This is a genomic window from Actinospica sp. (assembly GCF_035552695.1).
Taxonomy (GTDB): domain Bacteria; phylum Actinomycetota; class Actinomycetes; order Streptomycetales; family Catenulisporaceae; genus Actinospica.
In genome coordinates, this window is sequence record NZ_DASZKT010000111.1 from 20,207 (window position 1) to 46,356 (window position 26,150).

Sequence of the window (26,150 nt, forward strand, 5' to 3'; positions counted from 1 at the left end):
ACCTCGCGCTCTAGGACCTGCGGTGCGCCGCGGAGCCGGATCCGGGCATCCGCTCCCTGAGATCCTCGGCGCGCCGCGGGTCGCAGGCATCGAAGAGGGCGACGGCCTCGGTCCAGGAGGCCACCGCACGGTCCTGCTCTCCGGCCGCGGCGTACGCGTTGCCCAGGAACTCCAGCGCGTCGGCGAGGCTGGGCTGGTTGCCCAATGCGGTGAACAGCTCGACGCTCTCGGTCAGCGCGTCCACGGCCTCCTGGACCCGGCCGAGCTCCAGATGCAGTTCCCCGGCCGCCTCGAGCATCGGGGCCACGATGTAGGTCAGCGACCGCGACCGCGCCTCGGGCACGACTTCCTCGCTGAGCTCGAAGAACTCCCGGTGCCGACCCATCTTGGCGTAGTCCAGGGCCAGGTTCCCGGTCGCCACGAGCACCACGTGCCGGTCCGCGCCCAGCCGGGTCTTGTCCAGCGCGCGCCGCTGCAGATCCAGCGCCCGTTCCCCGTCCCCGGCGCTGGACGCGGCGTGGGCCATCAGTTCCAGCGTCATCGCCTCGCCGATGGGACGGCCGACCCGCTCGAAGATCTCCAGGGCCTGGGAGAAGCGGGCCATGGCCGGGTCCGTCTCGTTCTTGCGGTAGTGCACCCAGCCGAGGCCGTTGAGCGCGGTCGCCTCGGCGTTCTCGGCGCCCAGAGTCCGCGCGGCCCGCAGCGCGATCGCGCACGTCTCCGCGAACTCGTCCCATCGTCCGCGCAGGTCGGCGTACGGATACATGATGTTGGGGTGGAACGCGGCGATCTCGTGCAGGGCGTGCCGTTCGGCGAGGCGGCTGACTGCCGTGAGGGCGGCGGCCTCCGCGTCCAGCCAGGCCAGGGCCGCCGCCGAGTCCGCGAATTCAAGCTCCGGGGTACGCAGCGCGAGGTCGCCGGCCGCCTCGAACGGCTGGACGACGTTGAGCCGCCCGATCGCGAGTTCACACCCGTATACGTACCACGAGCAGAGCCTGCTTATCGCAGCCCGCTGCTCCTCCTCCGGCTCGGTCGCCCCGCGTTCGCCGGCGTACAGGGCGATCAGGTCGTGGAAGCGGTACCGCTCCGGCGACGGGGATTCCAGCAGGTGCACGTCGACCAGGGTTTCGAGCGCGAACTCGGCCCGTTCGAGATCCGCGCCGAACAGCGCCGCGGCCGCCTGGAGTCCGATGTCAGGGAACGTCGTCAGGCCGAGCAGCCGGAACGCGCGGGCCGCGGAGATCGCGGCGGGCTCGGCCTCCTCGGACAGCAGCGCGTAACTCATGTCGAAGCTGGAGCGCGTCGCCAAGTCGCCGACCGACAGTTCGTCCAGCCGCCGATGCTCGTTGGAGATGCGCTCGGCGAGCGTCTGCACGCTCCAGGACGGCCGCGTCTCCAGGCGTGCGGCGCAGATCCGCAGCGCGAGCGGAAGCCCCGCGCACGCATCGAGGACCGTCGCGGCCGCTTTGGGCTCGCGACCGATCCGATGGGCTCCGGCCACGTTCTCCAGCAGCGCCAGCGACTCCGAGTACGTCATCGGCTCCAGCTGGATGCGGGCGGCGGCGGGCAGGTGGGCGAGCTGCGCACGGCTGGTCACGATCAGCGCGCCGCGGCCGCTCGCCGGAATCAGCGGCCTGATCTGGGCGGCGTCGTGCGCGTTGTCCAGCAGCACGAGCAGCGCCTTGTCCCGGACCAGCGTGCGGAAGCGGTTGGCGCGATCGTCGAGGGACGCCGGCACGGTCTCGGGCGCCTCGCCGAGCGCGCTCAGCCAGCTCGCGAGAACGTCGGCCGGATCGCGCGGATTCGCGTCCACGCCGCGCAGATCCACGTACAGCGCGCCGTCCGGATAGTGCTGCGCGGCCTGGTGCGCGACGTGCACGGCGAGCGTCGTCTTGCCGACGCCTCCCCCGCCGCATACGACCACCACCGGCGTCTGACCGGCGGCGCCCGAACCCGACCGCGGCAGAGCATTGAGCATGGTCTCGATCTGCGTCGCGCGGCCGGTGAAGTCGGAGACCGCGAGCGGGAGTTGCGCGATGGCGCGGGCGGTCGCAGGAGCGGCAGCGGCGGACGGATTCGGCCGCGGCGCGGGGGCTTCCGGCGCGGCGATGGGCGCGGCCTCCGCGCGCGGCGGCGGCCCGCCGTCCAGCGCCGCACGCTCCAGCAGCGCGCCGAGCGCCGCGCCGTCGAGGCCGGTGAGCCGGGCGAATCCGGTCAGCGCGCTCGGCGTCACGAGCCGCTTGCCGTTGAGCCAGCGCTCCCAGGAGGCCCGGCTGTAGTGGGTGTGCGTGGCGAGTTGGGCGAGCGAGAGCCCGGCCGCGTCCTTCGCGGCGCGCAGCGCGCCGACCAGGCCGCGCGCCGCCTCGTTCAAGCCCGCGGGCAGCTCCGCCCACTCGTTCGCCATCTGCTCAGAGTATCGGAGGCGTCAGACCGGGCGTTAGATCGGGAAGTGCGCGTGACCGCTCACCTGAGCCGTGACCCAGCGCGTGTCGGTGAACGCCTCGGCACCGGCCTGGCCGCCGAACCGGCCGTATCCGGACTCCTTGACGCCGCCGAACGGGGCCTGCGGCTCGTCCGCGATGGACTGATCGTTGACGTGCACGATTCCGGTGCGCAGCCGGGCCGCCACCTGGAGGCCGCGGGCGAGGTTCTCGGTGATCACGCCGCCGGTGAGCCCCTGGAGCGTGTCGTTGGCGAGCGCGATCGCCTCCTCGACGTCGTCGACCGGGTGGATGACCGTGGCCGGCCCGAAGATCTCCTCGGCGTAGACGCGCATGCCGGGGGTGACGTCGGTGAGCACGGCCGGCCGGATCAGCGTGCCGGGATCCTCGATCTCGCCGGTGCCCGCGGCGAGCCGCGCGCCCTTGGCGACCGCGTCCGCGATCAGCCCGGAGACCCGCTGCGCCGCCTCGCGGCTGATGACGGGTCCGATCGCGGTGCCGGCCGCGCTCGGGTCGCCGCAGGGCAGCTCACGCACGCGCGCGGCGAAGCGCTCGGTGAACTGCTCGGCGAGCGAGCGGTGCACGATCACCCGGTCCACGCACATGCAGATCTGCCCGGCGTTGAAGAAGGACCCGAACACGGCCGCGTCCACCGCGTAGTCCAGGTCCGCGTCGTCGAGCACGATCAGCGGGTTCTTGCCGCCGAGTTCGAGCACCGCGGGCTTGAGGAAGCGGGCCGCGGTCATGCCGACCTTGCGGCCGGTCTCGGTGGAGCCGGTGAAGTTCACCATGCGCACCCGCGGGTCGCCGATCAGCGCCTCGACCACCTCGGCGGCGTCGGCGCGGTCGTTGGTGACCACGTTGAGCACGCCCGGCGGCAGCCCGGCCTCGTGCAAGATGTCTGAGATGAGCAGGCCGCAGGCGATCGGCGCGTCCTCGCTCGGCTTGAGCACGACGGTATTGCCCATGGCCAGCGGCAGGGCGACCGCGCGCACGCCGAGGATCACCGGCGCGTTCCACGGCGAGATCGCGGCGACCACGCCCTTGGGCACCCGCTGCTGCGTGGACAGGATGCCGTCCGCGTTGGTCGCGAGCACCTGGCCGACCGGCTGGGTGGTGGCGGCCGCGGCCTCGCGCAGCATGTCCGCGGCGAGCGCGGCGTTGAACCCGGCCCACGGCGCGACCCCGCCGACCTCGCCCGCCATCAGCGCGATGACCTCGGGAGTGCGCGCGGCCAGCATTTCGGCCGCGCGCAGCAGGATGGCGCGGCGCTCGTTCGGCTTGGTCGCGGCCCAGGAGTCGAAGGCCTTCGCCGCGGCGGACACGGCGCTCTCGACGTCGCGGACGGTACCCGCGGCGACCTGGGCGTATGGCGCGCCGGTCCACGGGTTGACGGAGGCGGTGCTGCGGCCGGAGGAGGCGGAGCGCTCGACGCCGGCGATGACAAGTCCTCTACTGGCTACCACGACGGCACCGTAAGTTCGTGCGCGGAGCGGAGTCAATGGGTGCGCGTTCGTTCGCTGAACTTTTTTTCAATCCGGCCGGTGGCGGGATTCGGCAACTCGCAGACAGCAAGGTCAAGCTTGCGTATGCTGCGAGAGAAGGTCGCTCGGGGCGGTCCAGCGGCCGGAAGGGGAATGGGCGTGTGAGCGGATCTGCGCCGGGCGGCTCCATGCCGCCGTGGGATCTTTCCTTGGGCCGCGGCTGGCAGCCGCCGGACCCGCCGACCGAACTGCCGCATCCGCTGCGGATGTGGGACTACATGGTCGGCGGCAAGGACAACTACCAGATCGACCGGGACGCCGCCGAGCTCGCGATCAAGTACGCGCCGAACGTGATGCTCGCCGCGCGGGCCGGAGAGGCCTTCATCGTCCGTGCGCTGCGCTGGATCGCCGAACCCGAACACGGGCTCGACCAGTTCCTGCACTTCGGCTGCTACATACCGAAGCTGAGCAGCCCCAGCGTCAACGGGCTCGAGCGGGCGCGCCGGCCCGGGGCCCGCTTCGTGTTCGTGACCGACGATCAGGTAAGCGCCGCGCACGCGCGGGCCGTGCTGGCCGCCCGGGCGCGCGGCGCCGGCGAGGTGCACGCGCTGTGGGCGGACTTCCGCGACCCGGCGCCGATCCTGGCGAACCCGTGGCTGCGCGAGCGGATCGACCTGTCCAGGCCGGTCGGCCTGATGCTGCTCGGGATGATGGACTTCATCGCCGACGAGGACCGGCTGACCAGGGCCCTCGACGGGCTCAAGGCCGCGCTGGCGCCGGGCAGCATGATCGTGATGGTGCACCTGCTGGAGGGCTCGGACCCGTCGGCGACCGAGCGTGCGCTCAAGGAGTCGCTGGCCAACAACCCCTTCCAGTACACGCCGCGCCCGCTGGAGAAGGTCCGGCGGCTGGTCTCCGACTTCGAGTTCGTCGATCCGGGCTTCGTGCGCTGCACCTCGTGGCGCCCGGACGGCACGGGTCCCGGGCAGGAACTCGAGGCGCGGTGCAGCGTCGCGGGCGGGGTCGCGATCATCCGCTGAGTCCCTTGCGATTTCTGTCGGAGGGCCCGGATAGAGTTGGTCCAACCCTGGCCGCCGACTGCGTGAAGGAGGGCCGGACCTTGTCCGACTCGTTCGTCCACCTGCATGTTCACAGCGAGTACTCGATGCTCGACGGTGCCGCGAAGGTCGGCAAGATGCTGACCGAGGTGGAACGGCAGGGCATGCCCGCGATCGCGATGAGCGACCACGGCAACATGTTCGGCGCGTACGAGATGTACACCCTGGCCAAGGACACGCCGGTCAAGCCGATCCTGGGCATCGAGGCGTACGTGGCGCCCGGCTCCCGCTTCGACCGCAAGCCGATGTTCTGGGGCCAGCGCGGACAGAACAACGGCGCGAGTTCGGACGGCGAGGGCGGCAAGGACGTCTCCGGCGGCGGCCGGTACACCCATATGACGATGTGGGCGCAGAACTCCCGGGGCCTGCGGAACCTGTTCAAGCTGTCCACGCTCGCGTCGTACGAGGGCTACTACGGCAAGCCGCGCATGGACCGCGAGATGATCGCGGAGAACGCGACCGGCATCATCGCGACCACGGGCTGCCCGTCCGGCGAGGTGCAGACCCGGCTGCGGCTCGGCCAGTACGACGAGGCGGTGGCGGCGGCCTCGCACTACCAGGACATCTTCGGCAGGGAGAACTACTTCCTGGAGCTGATGGAGCACGGCCTGGACATCGAGCGCAACGTGCGCCAGGACCTGCTGCGGCTGGCGAAGCAGCTGGGCATCCCGCTGCTTGCCACGAACGACTCGCACTACGTCACCGAGGACCAGTCGGACGCGCACGACAGCCTGCTGTGCATCGGCGTGGGCAAGAACAAGGACGAGCCCACCCGCTTCCGCTTCCACGGCACCGGCTACTACCTCAAGACCGCGGAGCAGATGCGCGACCTGTTCAGCGAACTGCCCGACGCCTGTAACAACACCCTGGCGATCGCCGAGCGCATCGATTCGTACGCCGAGGTTTTCAACCAGGTCGACCGGATGCCGGTCTTCCCGGTTCCGGAGGGCGAGACCCCGGCGAGCTACCTGCTCGCGAAGGTCGACGAGGGCCTCAAGTGGCGGTACGGCGACCACCCCAGCCAGGAGGTGCTCGACCGGGTCAAGTACGAGCTCACCATCCTCGGCCCGCTCGGCTACGACTCCTACTTCCTGGTCGTCGCCGACATCACTGCGCACGCGCGCAAGAGCGGCATCGCGGTCGGTCCCGGCCGTGGTTCGGCGGCCGGTTCGATGGTCGCCTACCTGCTCGGCATCACGGACATCGATCCGCTGCCGTACGGACTGCTGTTCGAGCGCTTCCTCAACCCCGAGCGCGTCTCCCCGCCGGACGTCGACCTCGACTTCGACGACCGCTACCGCGACCAGATGGTGCGCTACGTCGCCGAGAAGTACGGCGACGCGTACACCGCGCAGGTCAACACCTTCGGCATGATCAAGGCGAAGGCCGCGATCAAGGACAGCTCGCGGATCCTGGGCTACCCCTTCGCCATGGGCGAGAAGATCACCAAGGCGATGCCGCCGGACGTGCTCGGCAAGTCGATGCCGCTCTACGGCGTACTGGATGAGAAGCACCCGCGCTACACCGAGGCCACCGAGGTCCGCGAGCTCTACGGCAGCGATCCGGATGTGAAGAAGGTCATCGACACGGCGCTCGGCGTCGAGGGCCTGATGCGCGGCACCGGCGTGCACGCGTGCGCGGTCATCCTGTCGAAGGACCCGCTGATCGACCTGATCCCGCTGCACCGGCGGGACAAGGACGGCGTGATCATCACCGGGTTCGACTACCCGTCCTGCGAGTCCATGGGTCTGATCAAGATGGACTTCCTGGGCCTGCGGAACCTGGGCATCATCGACGACGCGCTGCGCATCATCAAGCAGAACCGCGGGATCGACCTGGACATCGACAAGATCCCGATGGACGACCAGACCACCTTCACCATGCTGGGCCGCGGTGACACCCTGGGCATCTTCCAGCTCGATGGCGGCGGCATGCAGACGCTGCTGAAGCTGATGAAGCCGAACCACTTCAACGACATCTCGGCGGCCAGCGCCCTGTACCGTCCTGGCCCGATGGGCATGGACTCGCACACCAACTACGCGCTGCGCAAGAACGGCCTGCAGCCGCAGACGCCGATCCACGCCGAGCTCGAGGAACCGCTGCAGGAGGTGCTCGGCGAGACCTACGGCCTGGTGGTCTATCAGGAGCAGGTGCAGCGAGCCGCGCAGGTCCTGGCCGGATACTCGCTCGGCAAGGCCGACCTGCTGCGCCGCGCGATGGGCAAGAAGAAGAAGGAGATCCTGGACAAGGAGTTCGTGCCCTTCCAGGCGGGCTGCCGGGAGCACGGCTACTCGGACGAGGCGATCCAGGCGGTGTGGGACGTGCTGGTCCCCTTCGCCGGTTACGCGTTCAACAAGTCGCACTCGGCCGCGTACGGCATGGTCTCCTACCGCACGGCGTATCTGAAGGCGAACTACCCGGCCGAGTACATGGCCGCGCTGCTCACCTCGGTCGGCGACAACAAGGACAAGGCGGCGCTCTACCTGGGCGAATGCCGCAAGCTCGGCATCAAGGTGCTCTCCCCCGACGTCAACGAGAGCATGCTCAACTTCACCGCAGTCGGCAACGACGTGCGCTTCGGCCTCGGCGGCATCCGGAACGTCGGCGAGAACGTGGTCGCCTCGATCATCCGCTCCCGCGAGGCCAAGGGCCGCTACGAGTCCTTCCCCGACTTCATGAACAAGGTCGAGATGGCGGTGTGCAACAAGCGCGCCATCGAATCGCTGGTCAAGGCCGGGGCCTTCGACTCGCTCGACCACACCCGGCGGGCGCTGATCGAGGTGCACGAGCGCGCCGTGGACGCGGTGCTCGACGTGAAGAAGCAGGAGTCGATCGGCCAGGACAGCCTGTTCGGCATGTTCGAGGAGGAGCCCGGCACCCCGGCGTCGGTCGGCTTCGAGGTGCCCGGCACCCCGGAGTGGGCGCAGAAGGTGAAGCTCGGCTTCGAGCGGGAGATGCTCGGCCTCTACGTGTCCAGCCACCCGCTGGACGGCGCCGAGCCGCTGCTCTCACGCAACCGGGACAGCACGATCGCGCAACTGCTGAGCGGCGAGCGGACCGAGGGCGAGGTGCGGCTCGCCGGGATCATCTCCAAGGTGGACCGGCGGATCAACAAGAACTCCGGGGCCGCCTGGGCGATCGTCACGGTCGAGGACCTGGACGCCGGGGTGGAGGTGCTGTTCTTCCCGAAGGTCTACCCGCTCTACCAGAACGAACTGGTCGACGACGCGTGCGTGAGCGTGCGCGGGCGGCTGAACGAGCGGGACGGCGCGATCTCGGTCTTCGGGCAGGAGCTGGTCCCGCTGGACCTGAGCAACGTCGGCCAGGCGATGCCGCTGCAGCTGACGATCAACGCGCGGCAGCTCAACCAGCGGTCGATCGCCGAGCTCGGCCACATCCTCGCCGCCCACCCCGGCCCGCGCCCGGTCCGGCTGACGCTGCAGGAGCCGCGCTCCAAGGTGCTGTTCGACCTTCCGGCCCATCCGGTGGAGTACAGCAGCGCGCTGATCTCCGAGATCAAGACCTTGTTCGGGCCGAACTGCGTGGCGGTCTGACGCTCTGCCGGCCGGCGGAAAGCTTGGACTATTCGGACAAAGGGTACATGGACGTCCAAACAGTGGCGTCTGCACCCCTCTGAGGATCCCATGGCACCGTCGGTCGGCCCCGTCCCCCGCAGAACCCTCGCGCTGACCTCAGTGTTGGTCACCGCAGCCGTGGTCGCCAGCTTGGCGACCGCGGGCCCTGACTCCCCGAGCGGTTCCGACGCCGGCCGCGCGAGCGCCACGGCGGTCGGGGCGAGCTGGGCTCACGACCTGTCAGGCAAGGTCGTGTCCGTCACCCCGACGCACTATCAGACCCCGATCCACCCCGAGCTCGTCACCCATCCGGAGGCGGACGACATGGGCTCGGGCCTTTCCGCGATGGCGATGGCCTCGGCGAACCCGTCGGTGCCGTCCTCCCCGTCGAATCCGGCGCCGGCGACGGTCTCGGTGACCGTGCCGGACCTGGCCTCGAGGGTGCAGGGCATCGACGTGAGCAGCCATCAGCCGTCGATCGACTGGTCGAAGGTCGCGCCGCACATCAACTTCGCCTACGCGAAGGCGACCGAGGGCACGTACTACGTTAACCCGCTCTTCAACAACGAGTACGAGGGTCCGTACAACTACGGCGTAGTCCGTGGCTCGTACCACTTCGCCGTCCCGAGCAACTCCAGCGGCACGGCGCAGGCCGACTACTTCGCCGCGCACGGTGGCGGCTGGTCCGCGGACGGCAAGACGCTGCCGGGCGCGCTGGACATCGAGTACAACCCGTACGGCAAGGCCTGCTACGGCCTGACGGCGGGCCAGATGGTGAACTGGATCAAGAACTTCGTCACCGAGTACGCGGCGAAGGAGCACGCCTTCCCGGTGATCTACAGCACGACCGACTGGTGGAAGACCTGCACCGGGGACTCGGCCGCGTTCGCGAGCGAGGACCCGTTCTGGGTCGCCAACTACGGTCGGAGCGGCGGCACGCTGCCGAGCGGCTGGCGCTACTACTCCTTCTGGCAGTACTCGGACTCGGGTGCGCAGCCCGGCGACCAGGACGTGTTCAACGGCCCGTTCGCCCAGCTGCGGACGCTCGCGGTGAACGGCTGAGCCTGGACGTTTTACATCTAGGGCACGGAGCTGGCCTGAGCTTCCGCGGGCACAGCCGGCTGAGCTGGTTGCGCCGGTTGTGCCGGTTCGGCGGAGGTGCTCGCGCACGGGTGCGGCCAGGGCTGGGCCGCGGCCGCCGCTCCAAGCGTGGGCACTTCGTGCGGACCGCCGTTGCCGTTTCCGACGCCGCCGTTTCCGACGCCGCCGTGCATGCCGTCACCGCCGCATGCGCTGTGCATGAACTGGCCCATCGGCGGGTTCACGTCGGCGAACAGGTCGCTCACGCTCACGATCAGGCCGCCGTAGGCGATGTTCACCGAGACCAGGATCGCCACGGCGGTCGTCAGGTATCCGGCGATCAGCAGGCCGGTGCGGGACAGGACCCTGACGGGCGCCGGGCCCTGCACCCTGTTCCACAGCACCAGTACGGCGACGGTCGCCAGGATCGCCGCCACGCAGCTCCAGTACTGCAGCGCGGGGTCCGTAAGCAGCATGCCGCCTCCTTCTCTGACACATCATCCGACACAGGCGTTCGCACGGGCACCGACTACGGCGTCGGGCCGGCCAGGCGCTGGGAGAGCCACGTGAACGCGGTGGGGAGCATCTTCTCCCAGGCGCTCTGGTTGTGGCCGCCGCCGAGCGGGGCGACGAAGGACTGCACGTCCGTCGCTCTGGCCTGCGGGTTCGCCTTCGCGGCGGCGATCATCTTGGCGGCTTCGGAGGCCGGGTCCACGTTGTCCTGCGCGCTGGCCGTCATCAGCAGGCTCACTGCGGGGGTCCGGGTGTGCGAGATGAGCCAGAGCGGGCTGTTCTCGTGGTCCAGCACCGGGTCTTCGGACAGCTCCTGCGAGTCGGGCAGGTAGTAACCGGACAGCGAGACCGCCGCACGGTACCGGTTCGGGTGCTGCAGCACGAGCTTCGCCGCGCAGAAGCCGCCGGTCGAGTAGCCCATCAGGCCCCACGCGTCGGCGGCCGGTTCGGCCCGGAGGTCGTCGATGACCATCGTGCGCACGTCACGGGTCAGCCACGTGTCCACGTTCGCGTCGCCGGGGACGTCGCTGCACTCCTCGTTGTTGAACGGCCAGGTGTGGCCGGCGATCGGCGTCACCTCGGGCACGACCAGGATGTACGGGAGCACCTTCCCCGAACGCTCGGCCGCCTCCAGGTGGGCCACGACGTTCATCGGGCCCATCCAGCCGTCCGGCGAGCCCACGACACCGTGCAGCAGTTCGAGGACCGGGAAGTACGTGTGCGGCTCCGCGGCGTACTGCGGCGGCGTCCACACGTAGACCTGCGAGGTGATGCCGGAGACGGGGCCGCGGAACGTCGTCTCCTGGAAGCCTTCACTCGAAGGATGGAATGTGGCGCGCACGAATCTGGCCGTGACCGCCACGTCCTGCCGTCGCACCACGGCGACGGTCTGCGCCTTCGGATCGAGCTGAATCGCTCCCTGCTGCCCGGCGAACACCCCGCCGCGCGTGCTCTGATTGCCCAGCAGGTCCTGCCAGGACACGACGAGCCCGCCGCTGGAGATGTTGACCCACACCAGGATCGCCACCGCGGCCATCAACTCGCCGAACACCAGCAGCGCGGCCCGCTGCAGCATGCGCACGGCGCGCGGCCCCCGCATCCGGTTCCACAGGAGCCAGGTGGCGAGGGCCGCGAGCACGGCGAGGACGACCGTGGTGATCTGCAGGGATCCGCTGATCGGAGACACGGCAGGAGACTAATACCTTGTTATCCGAGAATCAGTGATATTGAGGGCGTGTCCGGAAAAATAGTCAGACTCGGGGACCAATCGGACCTGTGCGCGCCCCGGCGCGTCAGTGGTGGAACGCCTCCTTGACCTCCACGCCGAACTGCTGGGCGGGGGCGGGCTGGTTGTGCAGCTCGGGGAGCAGGCGGGTGATGTCGGCGAGCAGGAGGTCGGCGAGGTCGTGCGAGAAGCCGTTGCGGACCACGACGCGTAGCACGGCCAGGTCCTCGCGGTTCTTCGGGAACGTATACGCGGGGACCTGCCAACCGCGCTCGCGCAGGCGGCGGGATACGTCGAAGACGTCGAAGTTCTTGACGTGGTCGCCCGTGGTGAAGGCGAAGACCGGCAGCTGGTCGCCGTGCGTGAGCAGGCGGAAGTCGCCGAGCGCGTCGACGCCTTCGGCCAGGTACTTCGCCACGTCGCGCGCGGACTGCTGGACTCGGCGGAAGCCTTCGCGGCCGAGCCGCAGGAAGGTGTAGTACTGCGCGACGACCTGGGCGCCGGGGCGGGAGAAGTTCAGCGCGAAGGTGGGCATGTCGCCGCCGAGGTAGTTGACCTTGAAGACCAGCTCCTCCGGCAGCGCCTCGGCGTCCCGCCACAGCGCCCAGCCGACGCCCGGGTAGACGAGCCCGTACTTGTGCCCAGAGGTGTTGATCGACTTCACCCGCGGCTGGCGGAAGTCCCAGACCAGGTCCGGGTCGAGGAAGGGCGCGATCATGCCGCCGGACGCGCCGTCCACGTGCACCGAGATGTCGAGGCCGGTGCGCTCCTGCAAGTCGTCGAGCGCGGTGCACACGTCCCAGACCGGCTCGTAGCTGCCGTCCATCGTCGATCCCATGATCACGACGACGCCGATCGTGTTCTCATCGCAGAGGGCCGCCGCCTCCTCGGGGCCGAGGGTGAAGCGCTCCCCCTCCATCGGCACGTAGCGCGGCTCGACCTCCCAGAACTCGCAGAACTTCTCCCAGCAGACCTGCACGTCGATGCCCATCACGAGGTTGGGCCGCGCGCCCGCCTTGTATCGCTCGGGGTTGCGCTTCATCCACTGCCGCTTGAGCGCGAGCCCGGCGAGCATGCAGGCCTCGCTGGATCCGGTCGTCGAGCAGCCGACGGCGGTGTGCGGGTCCGGCGCGTTCCACAGGTCGGCGAGGATGGCGACGCAGCGCCGCTCGAGCTCCGCGGTCTGCGGGTACTCGTCCTTGTCGATCATGTTCTTCTCGGCGCACTCGGACATCAGGAGCTTGGCTTCGGGCTCCATCCACGTGGTGACGAAGGTCGCCAGGTTCAGCCGGGCGTTGCCGTCCAGCATCAGCTCGTCGTGGATCAGCCGGTACGCGGTCTCCGGCGGGATCGGGCCGTCGCCGACCCGGTACATCGGCGGATTCGTCGCCATCGAGCCGGCCGGATCCATGCCCGCCGCGATCAGCAGCGGGTTGACCGGCACCGTGCGATGCGGCTCGCGATGCCGCCGCCCCGACGGCTCGTGCACCGGCAAACCGCGCACCTGCGGGGTGTGCAGCCCCGTCTCCTTCGATCCCGTTCCGTGCAACTCCGCCATCGCGAACCCCTTCCGATCCCGTCCAGCCGTCGGCTCCCCACCCTTGCACCGTGGCGCGGTCTATTCCAGCGTCACGGCGGGAAACGGAAGGGGACGATCACGCCTCGGGCTCAGCCCTTTCGGATGAATGCCTCGGCGCCGTAGCTGCCGTAGACGATGATCTGGTCGGCGCTCTTCGCGGTCTGCTCGATCAGCAGGACTTCGCACGGGGAGCCCTTCTTGCTGCCGCTCGGACAGTCGAACACCGCCCGCGCGCCGGACGGGTACGCGGTGTCGATCATGCCCGATCCGGTGTACGGCTTGCCCGCGGTCGCGTACGCCGAGAACGAGATCGACCCGTTCCCGCCGACGACCAGCGTCCGCTTGTTCGCGTCCGCACTGATCCACGTGCCGCTGAGCAGCTTCATCGTCATCGTGTCCATCACCGCGTTCGTGGCAGTGCCTTGGATCTCGGAAACGCGGGTGAGGGTCTCGCCGGCCACCGTGGAATTGCCGGACATCGTGAGAGATACGTAGCCGTTCGCGAGGGGCGCGGCCGTGATCGCGACGCCGGTGCCGAAGGAGCTGCACGCGACATCCGTGAGCGGCTGCCCGGAGACCGTCACGCCCGCCGAAGACGAGCCCGTGGACGAGGTGTCCGTAAACGCGCCGACCGTCGGGCTCGCGGTCGAGTCGGCCTGCGCGATCACGGTGCCCAGGCGTCCGTAGCAGAGCGGAAAGACGTCCGTCGCACTCAGCGCGACCATGCCGTCCGAAAAGATCATCAGATATCCGTCCGCGGCAGAGCCGGCCTGCCACACGACGGCATCCGAGCCGCCGGTGAACGCGGCCGCTCCGACGCTGGGCGACGCGCTCGACGTGCCGGACGCGCCGACCGGGCTCGGGCTGCCCCCTACCAGCCCGGACGACGCTGTGGTCTGGCCGGTCATCGGGGCGAGGGTGTCGTCGGTGTGGAAGCGGTGGTACGCCACGGCCCAGGCGCCGCCGGCCACGCCGACCAGGGCGAGCGCGAGCGCCGAGGCGGCGACCCGGCGACGCAGCATCCGCTGACGGGCCCGGCGGCGAACCTCGGCGAGACTGGGCGGAACGATCGCCTCCGCGGCCACGTCGGCCAGTTCCGCGAGCATGGTGTCGAAGCTCTCCGGCATCCTTCTCACCACTCCCCCGCCAGCTCGGTCTGCGTACGGCGCGGACCGCCCACGCCGACCTCGGCGAACTCGGAGACCAGCGGGGCAAGGGCCTTGCGACCCCGATTCAAATGCGACTTGACCGTGCCCTCGGGCGAACCGGTCTCCTTGGCTATCTCGGCGATCGTCAGCCCGACCAGGTGGTAGAGCACGATCGCGCGCCGCTGTTCGGCGGATATCTGCCGCAGCGCGGACACCAGGGTGAGGTGATCCGGGCTCAGTCCGGGCAGCTCCGGCGCGGCCGCGGCGCGGTGGTGGGCGGCCCGCCGGTTGGCGGCCTTGCGCCACGCCGAGACCGAGAGCCGGTAGGCGACCGTGCGGATCCACGCCTCGGGATCGCCGTATCTGCGCACGTCGTCCCAGCGCTGCCAGGCCCGCGCGAACGCCTCCTGAACCGAGTCCTCCGCCTCGGCCAGGTTCCCGGTCATCGCGTAGATCTGACTCACGATGCGCCGGAAGCCGGCCGTGTAGAACTCGTCGAAGTCGAGTTCGTCCGGCACGCTGCCTCCCATTTGCCTCCGCGCCGCGCGCCCCCGCGGGCACGGTCCTCCCGTGTACACGCACGATCCGCCGTCCCGGTTGCGCCGCGCGGCGAATCCGCCGGGCGGCCTTCCGGCGCCTGTGCCGCTCGGGTAACAATCTTCATTTAATCCTCAGGTCCCTTATTGACAGCCGCGCGGCGCTCGGTAACCGTGACTTCTCAGTCGGTGACGACCTCTGACACACCCACCAGAGAGACCACCCAGCAGAGAAGAGGAACCCACGTGCACGCTCCTCGCATGCGCCGCGCCGTGCTCATCGCGGCCGCGGTCGGCGCTCTCGCGAGCATCGGGCTGCTGCCCGCTGCAGCGCGGGCGGACTCCACCACGTCCGCCCCGAACGTCGCGAGCCTCCACCTCGGCTCCGCGGCGACCCTGCCGAACGCCGTGCTCGCCGGCCGCGGATCCGCGGCCGTCTGCCAGAAGTACGGGCACTGCGTCGCCCGGATCCTGACCGTCGCCCCGGGCTCCAGCAAGCCGCTGACCACCACCGTGCCCGCCGGCTACGGCCCGGCCGACTTCGCCAAGGCCTACAACCTGCCCGCCGGAGTCGGGCAGAAGGGCACCATCGCGATCCTGGACGAGGGCGCGTTCCCGACCCTCGAGAGCACCCTCAACACCTACCGGACGACCTACGGCCTGCCCGCGTGCACCAGCGCGGGCGGCTGCTTCAAACAGGTGAACGAGCACGGCGGCGCTCCGCTGAAGGCCGGGACGACGGACGAGGAGAAGCTGTTCGACGAGGAGGTCGGCATCGAGACCACGCTCGACGTGGACATGGCCTCGTCCGCGTGCCCGCTGTGCAAGATCGTCGAGATCACGGTGAACCGGGACATCACCGCGTCCAACGACGTGGCCGCCGAGGACTTCGGCGTCGCGGTGAACACTGCCGCCAAGCTCGGCGCCAACGCGGCGAGCATCAGCTACCAGTTCGCCCCGGACTCCACACTGGACCTCGGTCCGGTCGCGCGTGACTTCTTCCAGCCGGGCATGGCCATCACCGCGTCCTCGGGCGACGGCGGCTACGAGGGCTCGCCCGACGGCTGGCCGCAGAACCTGCCGACGGTCACATCCGTCGGCGGCACCTCGCTCTACTCGACCCCGAGCACCGGCCGCGGCTACACCGAGGTCGCCTGGGGCGGCGCCGGCAGCGGCTGCGCGGGCGACCTGCCCGCCGCGCTCGGCCAGCCCAGCGCCGTCAGCGCCTACTGCGGCGGCCACCGCACCGACTCCGACATCTCGGCCGACGCCGACCCGAACACCGGCGCAGCGGTCTACGACGACTACGCGCCGGAGACCGCCCAGCCCTACAACTGGGTCGTCGTCGGCGGCACCAGCGAGTCGAGCCCCTTCATCGCGGGCGTCTACGCGCGCGCCGGCAACCTGACCGAGGTCGAGGGCCCGAGCACCCTGTACGCGGACCCGGCCAAGGACTTCAACGACGTCCAGATCGGCGCCAACTACCCGCCGCACGCCGGCTGCGACAACGCCCTCTGCGTCTCCGGCACCGGCTGGGACGGCCCCACCGGCCTCGGCACCCCGAACGGCCTGAGCGGGTTCTGATATCTGACCTCTGATTTCCACCACTCAGGACTCAGCACGCGGCGTGGCCGCGCCGCGAAATCCAGCGGCGCGGCCACGCGTCATGTACGTACCATCACGCACATGGATGACGCGGATCGCTACCTCAACGTCGTGGACGTCGAGGCCACCTGCCGGCCCGGCCGGCCCCCGGCCGGAATGGTCGACGAGATCATCGGGGTGGGCCTGACCGTCGTCGACCTGCAAGAGGGTCGCCGGATCGGCAAGCACGGCATCCTGGCACCGCCAGCGAACGAGTCCAGGCCCAAACCCGCCGCCAACCCCAAAACGCCCAGCAACCCACATCCTCACTGGCGGGCGGGATGAGTAATTCGGCCCGGCCGTAGGGCCGGTACGGAGCGCAGCGGAGTGCCGGGCCGTAGGCAGGGCCGAATCACGGGAAGCACGCTCGCCGACGCGGCCCGAACCGGGCGGAAGCCGGGCGACGCCTTGTTGCCACAGTCGCGGAGCGGCGTTTTTCCGCATGGCACGCGCGGGGCTACTCGGGTTCCTTGTTCTTCAGGGCGGCGAGGCCGCCGGGGCCTACGGGGCGGCGGCGAGCTTCGGCGCCGGGGGCTAGGCGGGCGGAGAGGCGCTTGACCTCCTGGGTGCCGCGGAAGGCGATGGCGGCGGGCAGGACGCCGCGCGGGAGCCATTGCATCGAGCGGACCCAGGGCTGGCCGTAGACGTGCGCCGACCTGCGGATGATCCCTGCGGCGAGGCGCTCGACGGCGGGCTCGAGGCGGGCGGTCTTGTTCGCCGGCCAGGGCAGGCGGGCGCGCAGCTCGGCGAGCACGGTGTCCTGGTCGGCGCCGCGGACCATATCAGTGTCCGTCCACGAGAGGTACGCGACGCCGACGTCCACGCCGTCCGGGCGGACCTCGCTGCGCAGGCTGTGCGCGAATGCTTCGACGCCTGACTTGCTGGTGCAGTACGCGGCCATCAGCGGGGTCGGCGTGAGCGCGGCCAGCGAGGCGATCTGCAGCAGGTAGCCGCGCGAGCGGGTGAGGGCGGGGAGCAGCGCCCTGGCGGTGGCGATCGAGCCGAGCAGGTTGATCTCGATGACCCGGTCGAAGGTCTCCGGGTCGCTGTCCACGAAGGGGCCGCCGATCGCGATGCCCGCGTTCGCCACAGCGATGTCGATCGCGCCGAAGTGATCGCAGACCTCTGTCGCGACCTCGGACAGCCGGGCCTTGTCGGTGACGTCCGCCTCCCAGACCGCGGACTCGGCACCGGCCATCGCGTGCGCGCGGCAGGTCTTCGCGGCCCGCTCGAGTTCGTCCGGTTCGAGGCCGACGAGGGCGACGTTCGCGCCGCGGCGGGCGAGGCTGGCGGCGAGCGCGGCGCCGATCCCGCGGGCGGCTCCGGTGACGACGGCCGTCTTGCCCGCGAGCGGCGCCGCGTTGGCGTTACTCATGGTCGCTTCCCTTCGCGGCCTCGGCGACGTCGGCCGCGTTCAGCATCGCGCGGACCCGTTGCCGGATCAGCATGCTGACGACGTCGGGCGCCTCCAGCGGCGTCATGTGGCCGAGGCCGGTGAGCGTGGTCAGGCCTTCGAAGCGCGGCAGCGCGTCGGCGATCGCCTGCGCGTGCGCGGCAGGCGGGGTCAGCCGGTCGCTGGTGCCGAAGACCGCTGATGTCGGCACGTCCAGCTTTCCGACCTGCTCGGTCACGTCGAGTTCGGTGAGCACGCGGCCCCACCCGGCGCGCGGCTTCGGGCGGCATGCAGTGATGATCCGTGCGTTGACCTTCTGCAGGTGCTTGTTCGACTTCGGGCCGAGCGCGGTGTGCTTGAGCATCGCGCGGGAAATCGGCGTGACGGGGCCGACCGGCAGCGTGCTGGTGAGCAGGAAGCGGTGCGCGGCGCGGTTGGCCTTCGGCAGCCGCTTGAGGCCGGGGACGACGGTCGACGAGCCGGGCAGGTTCGCGAAGCCGGTCGAGCAGAGCACCGCCCCGCCGATGCGAGCGAGGATCGACGCGTCGCCGGCCGCCGCCATGATCGTCATGCCGCCCATGCTGTGACCGACGAGGACGGCCCGCTCGTCGTCCCGCAAGGTCGCGTCGAGCACGGCCCGCAGGTCTTCGACGAGGATCGGCACGCTGTACGCGTCGTTCCCGGGGATCTCGCTCTCGCCGTGGCCACGCTGGTCGTAGGCGACGACGCGGAGTTCGGGAGCCTCCGCTCGCAGGGCGCCGATAACGGGTGCCCAGAAGGCTATCTTGCAGGTCCAGCCGTGTACCAGCACGACGGTCGTCTGAGCGCTGGTCGGGCCGTGGACCTCGACGTTGAGCTGCGTGCCGTCGGCCGAGGGGATGCGCAACCGCGCGTCGGGCACCGGCGGGGTGTATTGGTCCATGCTGGTCACGCTTGCTCCGCTCGGTTCGCGGCCGAAGCCGTTGAGGGGGTGAGTACTGAGGCGGGTATGTATTCGCGTGCGTCGACGCGGCGGGTCTTGCGGCGGAAGCGCAGTGTCGAGCCGGGCCAGAGGGTCGGGTTGCGACCGGCTGCGTTGAAGTACCAGCTCCTGCAGCCGCCGGTGTTCCACACGGTCGGTCCCATCCGTCGCTCGACGTCGTCGCACCACGCGCGCTGCGCGTCCTCGTCGGTGTCGAAGGCCGCCGCACCCGAACGCTCCAGGGTCCTGATGTAGTCGACGATGTACGAGAGCTGTGACTCGATGATGTACACCATCGAGTTGTGGCCGAGTCCGGTGTTCGGGCCGATCACGAAGCAGAGATTGGGGAATCCGGCCACGGTCGTGCCTCGCAGGGCCCGCATATCGCCACCCCAGACCTCGTCGAGCGAGCGCCCGCCGACTCCCCACACGTGGCGTGCCATGGGCATGTCGACGGTGTGGAAGCCGGTGGCGAAGACGATGGCGTCGACTTCGTGGCGTGTTCCGTCCGTGGCGATGGCCGCGCTGCCCTCGATGCGGGCCAGGCCGGACGCGACGACGTCGGCGTTGGACTGAGCGAGCGCCGGATAGTAGTCGTTGGAGAGCAGGATCCGCTTGCAGCCCATCACGTAGTTCGGCGTGAGCTTCGCGCGCAGCCCAGGATCCTTCACAGCACGGTTCATGTTGGCGCGCGCGATCCGCGAGGCGGCCTTGAGCAGCGCGGGCCGCTTGACGAAGCTGCCGACAGTCGACTCGCGACTGGCGTAGATGCCGAGGCGGGCCACGCGCTGGGTCGGCGGGACGTGCTCGTACAGCCACTTCTCCGCAGCGGTGATCTTCCGGTCGCCGCGCGGCATGACCCAGGCGGGCGTGCGCTGGAAGAGCACCAGCTTCGCAGCCTTCTTCTGCAGCGCGGGCACGATCTGGATCGCGGAGGCGCCGGTGCCGACGACGGCGATGCGCTTGCCGGTCAGGTCAGTCTCGTGGTCCCAGCGTGCCGAGTGGAAAACGGCGCCGGGGAACGCGTCGAGGCCGGGGATGTCAGGCGTCGAGGGTTCGGAGAGCGCGCCTCCCGCAGCGATCAGCACGTCGGCGAATATCCGGCCGCGCTCGGTCGTGATGAGCCACCGCGCTTCGGCCTCCTGCCAGACCGCGCCGGTGGCGGCGGTATCGAGGTGCAGGCGGGAGCGCAGGCCGGGCCGGTCGGCGACGTCCTCCAGGTACGCGCGGATCTCCGGCTGCGCGGAGTAGCTGCGTGACCATCGGGGATTCGGCGCGAAGGAGAAGGAGTACAGGTGGGAGGGCACGTCGCAGGCGCAGCCGGGGTACGTGTTGTCGCGCCACGTGCCGCCGACGGACGCGCCCCGTTCGAGGATGACGAAGTCGCGGATGCCCGCCTCGAGCAGCTTGATTCCGGCGCCGAGCCCACCGAAGCCGGCGCCGATCACGGCCACGCGCACGTGCTCCGGCAGGTCGCCGCCGCCCTCCGACGCAGGGGGCTGGCTTGTTGTGAACCAGGACTCGAAGGGCGGCGTCGAAATGCCCTCGACGCGGTACCGCCCCCAGGGGTCGGGGTCGCCGACATCGGCGGGAGCGGAGCCCTGCGGGGTGGTCAGCGTGCCCCGCTGCCGGCCCGCGGCGAGCACCTCGTCCAGTGCCGGGTCCGCGGCGATCCGCCCGTACCAGTGGTAGCGGCCGTCGATCGGCTGGAAGTATCCGCGCAGCCCGACGCGCACTTCGAAGCGCCGATCCGCCACCTCAAGAGTCGCAGAGCCCTGGTAACCGTCTTCTTCGTCGAAGTCCGCCACGAGGCCCGTCCTTCCTTATGAGTCCCCTGACACAAGCTTCAAGGAGGGCGGCGCGGACCGCGGCCCCTCCGGCGATTCGTCCGGCGGTCGCCGTGCGAATCGGGACCTGCCGAGTTCGAGTTCCTCGTCGAGCGCGCCCGCCGGCAACACGCCGGCCAGCGCCGCGTAGATCAGCTGAGTGGTGTACTCGATCGCGTGAACGCGGCTCATCGAGCGCCGCTGCAGCCACCACTCGACGGTCGCCTGCACGAGTCCGGTGATGCCGTACGCCCAGGGTTCGGCCGCGCCCGAGTCGAGACCGTAGGCACGCAGATAGTCGCCGAACAGTGCGGTGAGCGCGGTGGCGATCAAGTCCTTGTTGCGCTGGTAGGGGTCGTTCTCGGCCGGGATCTCGCCCGCGGTGTGCCGGACGATCAGCCAGTAGAGGTTGGGCAGTTCGTCGACCGACTCGAAGTACGCGGTGATGGTGCCGCGGATCCGGGTCAGCGCGGGCAGGTCGGCGGCGATCGCGGGCAGCAGCCGGTCGAGCAGCGCGTTCGAGCCGAACTCGCCGAGTGCCGTGACCAGCGCGGTCTTGTCGCTGAAGTAGCGATAGAGCACCGGCTTGGTGACCCCGGCCTCGGCCGCCACGGCGTCCATCGTGACGTCCGGACCCTGCGCGGCGAGCACCCGCAGCGCGGCCGCGATGAACTCCCCGCGGCGCTGCTCCCGGTGCGCGCTCCAGCGATCCCGACGCGCGTCCCCGGCGCCCGGATCCGGCTTCGCGCCCTTGACAGATGCGTTCACGCTGAGCACGCTACCAGAAGTAACTGTTACTTCAAGTCATAGTTTCCCCGGAGGCCGTTGATGACGACGAATACGTCGGGCGACGAGGTGACCCCCACCCCCGACCTCGAGCGCAAGGCCGAGCGGCTACTGCGGTCCACGGCCGCGCGCTCCTACGATCCGGACCTGGACATCGACTGGGAGGCACCGCTGGTCGAAGGGGCTCCGTTCATCAAGCCGGAGCGCAGCTCGCTCTACGGCACGGAGCTCTGGGAGCGGATGACCGAGCAGGAGCGGGTGACGCTGACCCGGCACGAGGGCGCAAGCGTGATGAGCGTGGGCATCTGGTTCGAGGAGATCCTCATCAGGATGCTGGCGAAGATCGCCTACGAGGGCGACCCGACCAGCCAGCGGGTCAAGTACGCGTTCGCCGAGATCGCCGAGGAGTGCCGGCACTCGGTGATGTTCGCCCGGACGATCGAGCGGATGGGGGTCCCCGCGTACGGCGTCAGCCGGCACGTCCACCGGCTCGGCCGGATCCTGCCCTTCCTGGCCCGTGGCGAGGTGATCTGGGCCGCGACGCTGCTCGGCGAGGAGATCCCGGACCGGCTGCAGCGCGAGATGGTCGAGGACGACCGGATCCAGCCCTTGATGCGGATGGTGAACCGGATCCACATCATGGAGGAGGCCCGGCACATCGGCTTCGCGCGCGAGGAACTGGCGAGGGAGGCCGCGCGCACGCCGCGCTGGCTGCGTCCGATCCGCAAGGCGATCATCGCGCACATCGCGTTCATCGTCAGCAGGAGCCTGATCAACCCGGAGGTCTACCGCTCGATCGGCCTGGACCCGAAGCAGACCAGGAAGATCGCGCTGGCGAACCCCCATCACCAGCGCACGCTGCACTGGGCCGCGGAGAAGGTCGTGGCCGCGCTCGACGACGCGGACCTGATCGGGCGGCCCGGTCGCTCCTGGTGGAAGGCCTCGTTCTTGGTTCGCTGACGCGCCGTCGATCGGGCGGGTACCCTGCGCGTATGACGCTGGCCGACGCCCTCACGCTGTGTCTTTCGATCGTCGCACTCGTATTCTCGATAACCACGTTCCTCTACAGCACCTACGAGCAGTATCTGAAGGCTCCGAAGCTTCAGCTGGTGCTGGGTCGCGAGCTGAAGTCGGGCTACCTCGACGGGACCCGGAAGCTCGGGTTCTGGGCGCCGGTGGTCCTTGCGAATCAGGGTGCTGTGGACGCGGTCGTACTCGAGATCAGGGGCACGCTGACCCGACCGGACACGACGACGGTCGGGGTGGAGTGGTACACCGTCGGCGACTACGACGGGGGGCTGGGCCAGTTCGTGCCGAGGGGCTGGACCGACACGCTCATCGTGTCGAGCAGGAAGGCGACGACGGCGTGGATCGGCCTCCGCACGAAGACCGATCTGCCGTACCCGGTCCCGGCGGGCGTTTACACGCTCGCTCTCGAAGTGGACGCGCCGAAGCGCGGGCACTGGGCCGGGCGCGCCGGACGAGCCGCCTCGCGGCCGGCGACGAGCTGGACCGGGCAGCTCACCTTGCAGGAATCGGTGGCCGAGGCATCGGACTCCATCAAGATCGAACCCGGGCTCAACGTCAGAAACTCCGCGTTCAACCTGAGAAACACGCAGATGGCCGAGGTGACCGGAGCGACGCCACGGAGCGTGACGGCCCTCATCCCCGGCCTGAAAGATCTACTCGAGTAAGGCGCCCGGCCGACGCGGCTCAGGGATCCGGCAGCCGCTTGACCGCGAGCAGCGCGAGGTCGTCGGTCAGCCGCGGGCCGGCGTGCTCGTGCACCGCGCGCAGCACATCGTCGAGCAGCTGGTCAGGCTCCTGGTACGTGGCCCAGTCCGGGTGCCCCACATCGATGCGGAAGAAGCTGCCGCGCCGGTCGCGCGCCTCCGTGGTGCCGTCGGTGTAGAGCAGCATCAGGTCGCCCGGCACGAAGTCCACCTTGTACACCTGCGGCGGCTCGGCGACCAGGTCGAGCAGGCCCAAAGGCGGGCTGGGCTCGGGCGGCTCCAGCGGCGTGACCGTGCCCGCGTGGATGAGCAGCGGGGACGGGTGGCCGCAGTTGACGATCTCGGCCTGCGCGCTGCCCGGCGGGATCGACACGAGCACGGCGGTGACGAACTCCTCGGTGTCCGATTGCGGCCGGCGCAGCAGCGCCTGGTGCATGCGCACGGCGATCGCGGCCAGCTCGCCCTCCTGGTGGGCGGCCTCCCGGAAGATGCCGAGCACGTCGGCCGCGGCCTCGACCGCGGGCAGGCCCTTACCGCGCACGTCGCCGATGATCAGCCGGTCGCCGAACGGGGTGGTCGTCACCTCGTACAGGTCCCCGCCGATCCGCGCCTCGGCCGCCGCCGCGGCGTACCGCACGGCCGATCGGACCGAGATCAGATCGGTGGGCAGCGCTCGGAGCAGCACCTGCTGTGCGACCTCGGCGACCGTGCGCACGTCGGTGAGCATGCGCTGCTGCTGTTGTGCGTACCTGACGACTGCCCAGCTCAGGAGGGTGACCATCACGACGGAGAACTCGGTGCCGACCATCACGACGCGCGAGATGCCGTCGGCGTAGAACGACAGCAGCAGCGAGAAGACCACACAGAACGCGCCGATGACGAACGGCCGGGGCTGCTTGAGCGGGGTGACCAGGGCGCCGAGCGCGGGCGGCACGGAGAGCGTGGCCGCGAAGCTGATGTCCCTGGGCGTGGCGAGATCGGCGATCACGATCGCGAGGATCAGGGCGTACGGCATCGCGCGCACGAGGCGGCCGGAGCGGCCGGGTGGCGGAGTGTCAGATGCGAACTGGCTGCTCATCCCACAGAAAACGGTATGCGGATCTTGAGGCGGCCGCAACGGTCCCGGCCGAAGCGGCGCGGGGCGGAACGGGCCCTTGCAGGTGTTACCGGTAAGTAATGTCCACTCACCGCGGGATACGGTAGCTCGGAGTTCCCACGGTCGGCCCTCAGCCTACGCCGAGGGGCTGCTCTACGTCGTGTCCATTGCCCGCGACTCGCCGTGTTCGAAACGGGCGACGGTCCGTGCGTCCTGTTCGTGCACGGATACGTCCGCTACGTCCGCGCGCGAGGACCAGGCCCGACGGCCCGCCGGCGCGGGCGTCCCCGCGAACGCCGCAGGGACCCGGCACGGGGTCTCCCCCGTGGACCAGGTCCCTGCGGCTCCCCTCCCACCAGACGGTTCAGCCGTTGGCGCAGAGCAGCGGCCGGAAGCTCAGCGTCGGAGCGCCGTCGGCCACGATGCTGTTGCTGTCGCCGAGGTGCAGGTTGAGGTACCAGGTGCCGTCCGCGGGCGGCTGGCTGACGCCGGTGACGGTGCGCGTCTCGTCCACCACCTTGCCGTTCTGGTCGGCCTGGTAGTCCATCAGCATGTACTGCACCGGGCCCTGCGACTGGCAGGATCCCTGGTGGATGTGCGCGGCGTGCATGCCCGGGGTCAGGCCGCTGGCGTTGACGGTGACGGACAGCGTCTTGGCGGCCGGGTCGAAGACGACGGTGGCGTCGCCGTTCAGCTCGCCTTGGTTCTGGCCGTTCACGTCCACGTTCACGGCGTGCAGGTCGTACCGCCGGGAGCCGTCGTCCACTCGGTCGGGCAGTTGCCCGGACTGCGCGATCGGCTCGCGGGCCAGCGCGTTCGAATTGCCGTCGCCGCCGTAGACACCGAGCCGGATGACGAAACGGCCGTCCGATGGGAGTTCGCTGACCGGAGAGGCCGAGGTCACGGTCGTGTCGGCGGCTCCGGTCCCGTTCGCGGTGAAGGAGCCGAGGCGGATGGCGGGAGTGCCCGCGGAGGTGTCGATCTCCACCGTGTGCGAGGAGCCCGGGGTAAGGCCGGTGACGAAGAGGTGCGCCGAGAGCTTGCCGTCGGACGTGCGACCGAGCGTCACGGTGCCGGTGGGCATGGTGCGCAGTGAGAGGTGCTTGACGATCTTCTTGGTACTGACCGGCGTGCCCAGCATGCCGTCGGTGTTGCCCTGCGCGTCGGTGTAGAAGCCGACCAGGTCGCCCTTGTCGTTCACGCCGTTGACCGTCGTCGCGCCGGCGCCGTTCGGGTCGTCCACGGTCTGGAACGAGCCCGCGCGGGTCCAGGTGAAGCCGTGTGTCTGCGCACCGTTGCCGGAACCGGTCTGGTAGACGCCGACGACCTCGTCGTGGTCGTTGACGCCGAACGCCTGGGTCATCGTGGCGCCCGGGTACGCGAGCACGGTCTGCTGTCCGTGCCCGGTGAGCAGGAAGGCGTCCTGAGTGCCACCCGAGCCGGTGAAGAACCCTGCGATGTCGCCTCGGCCGTTGATGCCGGCGGCGGTGACGCTGGTGGCTCCCTGACCCGAGACCATCACAGATCGGAACTTGTGGCTGTGGATGCTGTACGTGTAGCCGTGGTTCGAGCCTGCGGCGTCGGTGTAGAAGCCCACCGCGTCGCCGTCGTCGTTGATGCCGAGCAACTGGTTGACCGGCGGCGTGGCGTTGTTCGAGGCCGGATACGCCACGCTGTGGTACTCGCCGTCGATACGGTAGAAGCCGGTGTTGTCGTTGGTGTTGTTCGCGTTGTTCATGCTCGACCAGAAGCCGACGGTCTCGTCGGCGTCGTTCACGCCGGTGGCCTGAGTCTGCACGGAGACCGGGAAGTTCTCGTTCACGAAGTTGCCCAGTTCACGGTCGCTGACCCGGTAGCCCTTGTTCGGATGTCCCGCGGCGCCGGAGCCGAAATATCCGGCGATGATCCCGTTCTGGTTGATGCCGAGCAGCTGGTTGAAGGTCGGGTCGGCAGGGTCGTCGACGGTCGTGAACGAGTAGCCGGCCGGCTGGACGAAGGCCGCGGTGTTCGCG

The 26,150-nt window shown here is 69.9% G+C and carries 20 protein-coding genes; 7 read left to right on the forward strand and 13 right to left on the reverse strand.

Annotated elements, in window-relative coordinates; translation table 11 throughout:
- Positions 1-10: 10 nt before the first annotated feature.
- The gene (locus tag VG296_RS13510; protein WP_325566033.1) at positions 11-2,404 is read right to left on the reverse strand and encodes a tetratricopeptide repeat protein; all 2,394 of its coding nucleotides are present in this window, start codon (positions 2,402-2,404) and stop codon (positions 11-13) included.
- Between the two features lie 33 nt (positions 2,405-2,437).
- Positions 2,438-3,907, reverse strand: coding sequence for an aldehyde dehydrogenase family protein (locus VG296_RS13515; protein ID WP_325566034.1), 1,470 nt, complete (start codon positions 3,905-3,907; stop codon positions 2,438-2,440).
- Between the two features lie 179 nt (positions 3,908-4,086).
- On the opposite strand from VG296_RS13515, the gene VG296_RS13520 reads away from it, so the two are divergent.
- The 3 genes from VG296_RS13520 (at position 4,087) to VG296_RS13530 (ending at position 9,680) form a co-directional block, all read left to right on the forward strand.
- Complete coding sequence (locus VG296_RS13520; RefSeq protein WP_325566035.1) at positions 4,087-4,965, forward strand: SAM-dependent methyltransferase; 879 nt, start codon at positions 4,087-4,089, stop codon at positions 4,963-4,965.
- A gap of 80 nt (positions 4,966-5,045) precedes the next feature.
- Positions 5,046-8,597, forward strand: a complete 3,552-nt coding sequence (gene dnaE / locus VG296_RS13525) for a DNA polymerase III subunit alpha (protein WP_325566036.1) — start codon at positions 5,046-5,048, stop codon at positions 8,595-8,597.
- 90 nt (positions 8,598-8,687) lie between these two features.
- A complete protein-coding gene (locus VG296_RS13530) occupies positions 8,688-9,680 on the forward strand; it encodes a lysozyme (RefSeq protein WP_325566037.1) in 993 nt (330 codons plus the stop codon).
- 17 nt (positions 9,681-9,697) lie between these two features.
- Here VG296_RS13530 and VG296_RS13535 read toward each other — a convergent pair whose 3' ends face one another.
- The 5 genes from VG296_RS13535 to VG296_RS13555 all read right to left on the reverse strand — a co-directional run bounded on the left by VG296_RS13535 (position 9,698) and on the right by VG296_RS13555 (position 14,681).
- Positions 9,698-10,174 carry a hypothetical protein gene (locus tag VG296_RS13535; RefSeq protein WP_325566038.1) on the reverse strand — a complete coding sequence of 159 codons (477 nt, stop codon included), beginning with the start codon at positions 10,172-10,174 and terminating at the stop codon, positions 9,698-9,700.
- A 53-nt stretch (positions 10,175-10,227) separates the two neighbouring features.
- Positions 10,228-11,397: an alpha/beta hydrolase gene (locus VG296_RS13540; RefSeq protein WP_325566039.1), complete on the reverse strand. Its 1,170-nt coding sequence runs from the start codon at positions 11,395-11,397 to the stop codon at positions 10,228-10,230.
- 106 nt (positions 11,398-11,503) lie between these two features.
- Entirely contained in the window at positions 11,504-12,931 is a 1,428-nt protein-coding gene (locus VG296_RS13545; RefSeq protein ID WP_349259551.1) for a glutamate decarboxylase, read from the reverse strand.
- 173 nt (positions 12,932-13,104) lie between these two features.
- Positions 13,105-14,142: a hypothetical protein gene (locus tag VG296_RS13550; protein ID WP_325566041.1), complete on the reverse strand. Its 1,038-nt coding sequence runs from the start codon at positions 14,140-14,142 to the stop codon at positions 13,105-13,107.
- 5 nt (positions 14,143-14,147) lie between these two features.
- Positions 14,148-14,681 carry a SigE family RNA polymerase sigma factor gene (locus tag VG296_RS13555; RefSeq protein ID WP_325566042.1) on the reverse strand — a complete coding sequence of 178 codons (534 nt, stop codon included), beginning with the start codon at positions 14,679-14,681 and terminating at the stop codon, positions 14,148-14,150.
- Between the two features lie 264 nt (positions 14,682-14,945).
- Between VG296_RS13555 and VG296_RS13560 the strand changes: the two genes are divergently transcribed.
- Both VG296_RS13560 and VG296_RS13565 read left to right on the forward strand, forming a co-directional pair.
- Positions 14,946-16,283: a peptidase S8 gene (locus VG296_RS13560; protein ID WP_325566043.1), complete on the forward strand. Its 1,338-nt coding sequence runs from the start codon at positions 14,946-14,948 to the stop codon at positions 16,281-16,283.
- Positions 16,284-16,385: 102 nt separating this feature from the next.
- Positions 16,386-16,628, forward strand: coding sequence for a hypothetical protein (locus VG296_RS13565; RefSeq protein ID WP_325566044.1), 243 nt, complete (start codon positions 16,386-16,388; stop codon positions 16,626-16,628).
- Positions 16,629-16,800: 172 nt separating this feature from the next.
- Here VG296_RS13565 and VG296_RS13570 read toward each other — a convergent pair whose 3' ends face one another.
- Genes VG296_RS13570 through VG296_RS13585 form a run of 4 tightly spaced genes read right to left on the reverse strand, consistent with a single transcriptional unit; the run spans position 16,801 to position 21,291 of the window.
- A complete protein-coding gene (locus VG296_RS13570) occupies positions 16,801-17,718 on the reverse strand; it encodes an SDR family oxidoreductase (RefSeq protein ID WP_325566045.1) in 918 nt (305 codons plus the stop codon).
- Positions 17,711-18,658, reverse strand: coding sequence for an alpha/beta hydrolase (locus tag VG296_RS13575; protein WP_325566052.1), 948 nt, complete (start codon positions 18,656-18,658; stop codon positions 17,711-17,713). Before VG296_RS13575 ends, VG296_RS13570 begins: the two co-directional genes overlap by 8 nt.
- 5 nt (positions 18,659-18,663) lie before the next feature.
- The gene (locus tag VG296_RS13580; protein WP_325566046.1) at positions 18,664-20,505 is read right to left on the reverse strand and encodes a DUF4873 domain-containing protein; all 1,842 of its coding nucleotides are present in this window, start codon (positions 20,503-20,505) and stop codon (positions 18,664-18,666) included.
- A 15-nt stretch (positions 20,506-20,520) separates the two neighbouring features.
- Positions 20,521-21,291 carry a TetR/AcrR family transcriptional regulator gene (locus VG296_RS13585; protein ID WP_325566047.1) on the reverse strand — a complete coding sequence of 257 codons (771 nt, stop codon included), beginning with the start codon at positions 21,289-21,291 and terminating at the stop codon, positions 20,521-20,523.
- A gap of 60 nt (positions 21,292-21,351) precedes the next feature.
- Here VG296_RS13585 and VG296_RS13590 point away from each other — a divergent pair, with 60 nt between their 5' ends.
- Positions 21,352-22,269: a diiron oxygenase gene (locus VG296_RS13590; protein WP_325566048.1), complete on the forward strand. Its 918-nt coding sequence runs from the start codon at positions 21,352-21,354 to the stop codon at positions 22,267-22,269.
- 32 nt (positions 22,270-22,301) lie between these two features.
- On the forward strand, positions 22,302-23,003 hold the full coding sequence (locus VG296_RS13595; protein ID WP_325566049.1) for a hypothetical protein: 702 nt from the start codon (positions 22,302-22,304) through the stop codon (positions 23,001-23,003).
- A 19-nt stretch (positions 23,004-23,022) separates the two neighbouring features.
- On the opposite strand, the gene VG296_RS13600 is transcribed toward VG296_RS13595, so the two are convergent.
- The gene (locus VG296_RS13600; RefSeq protein ID WP_325566050.1) at positions 23,023-24,120 is read right to left on the reverse strand and encodes a PP2C family protein-serine/threonine phosphatase; all 1,098 of its coding nucleotides are present in this window, start codon (positions 24,118-24,120) and stop codon (positions 23,023-23,025) included.
- A 382-nt stretch (positions 24,121-24,502) separates the two neighbouring features.
- The coding region (locus VG296_RS13605) for a CHRD domain-containing protein (protein ID WP_325566051.1) at positions 24,503-26,150 on the reverse strand (1,648 nt) is incomplete at its 5' end.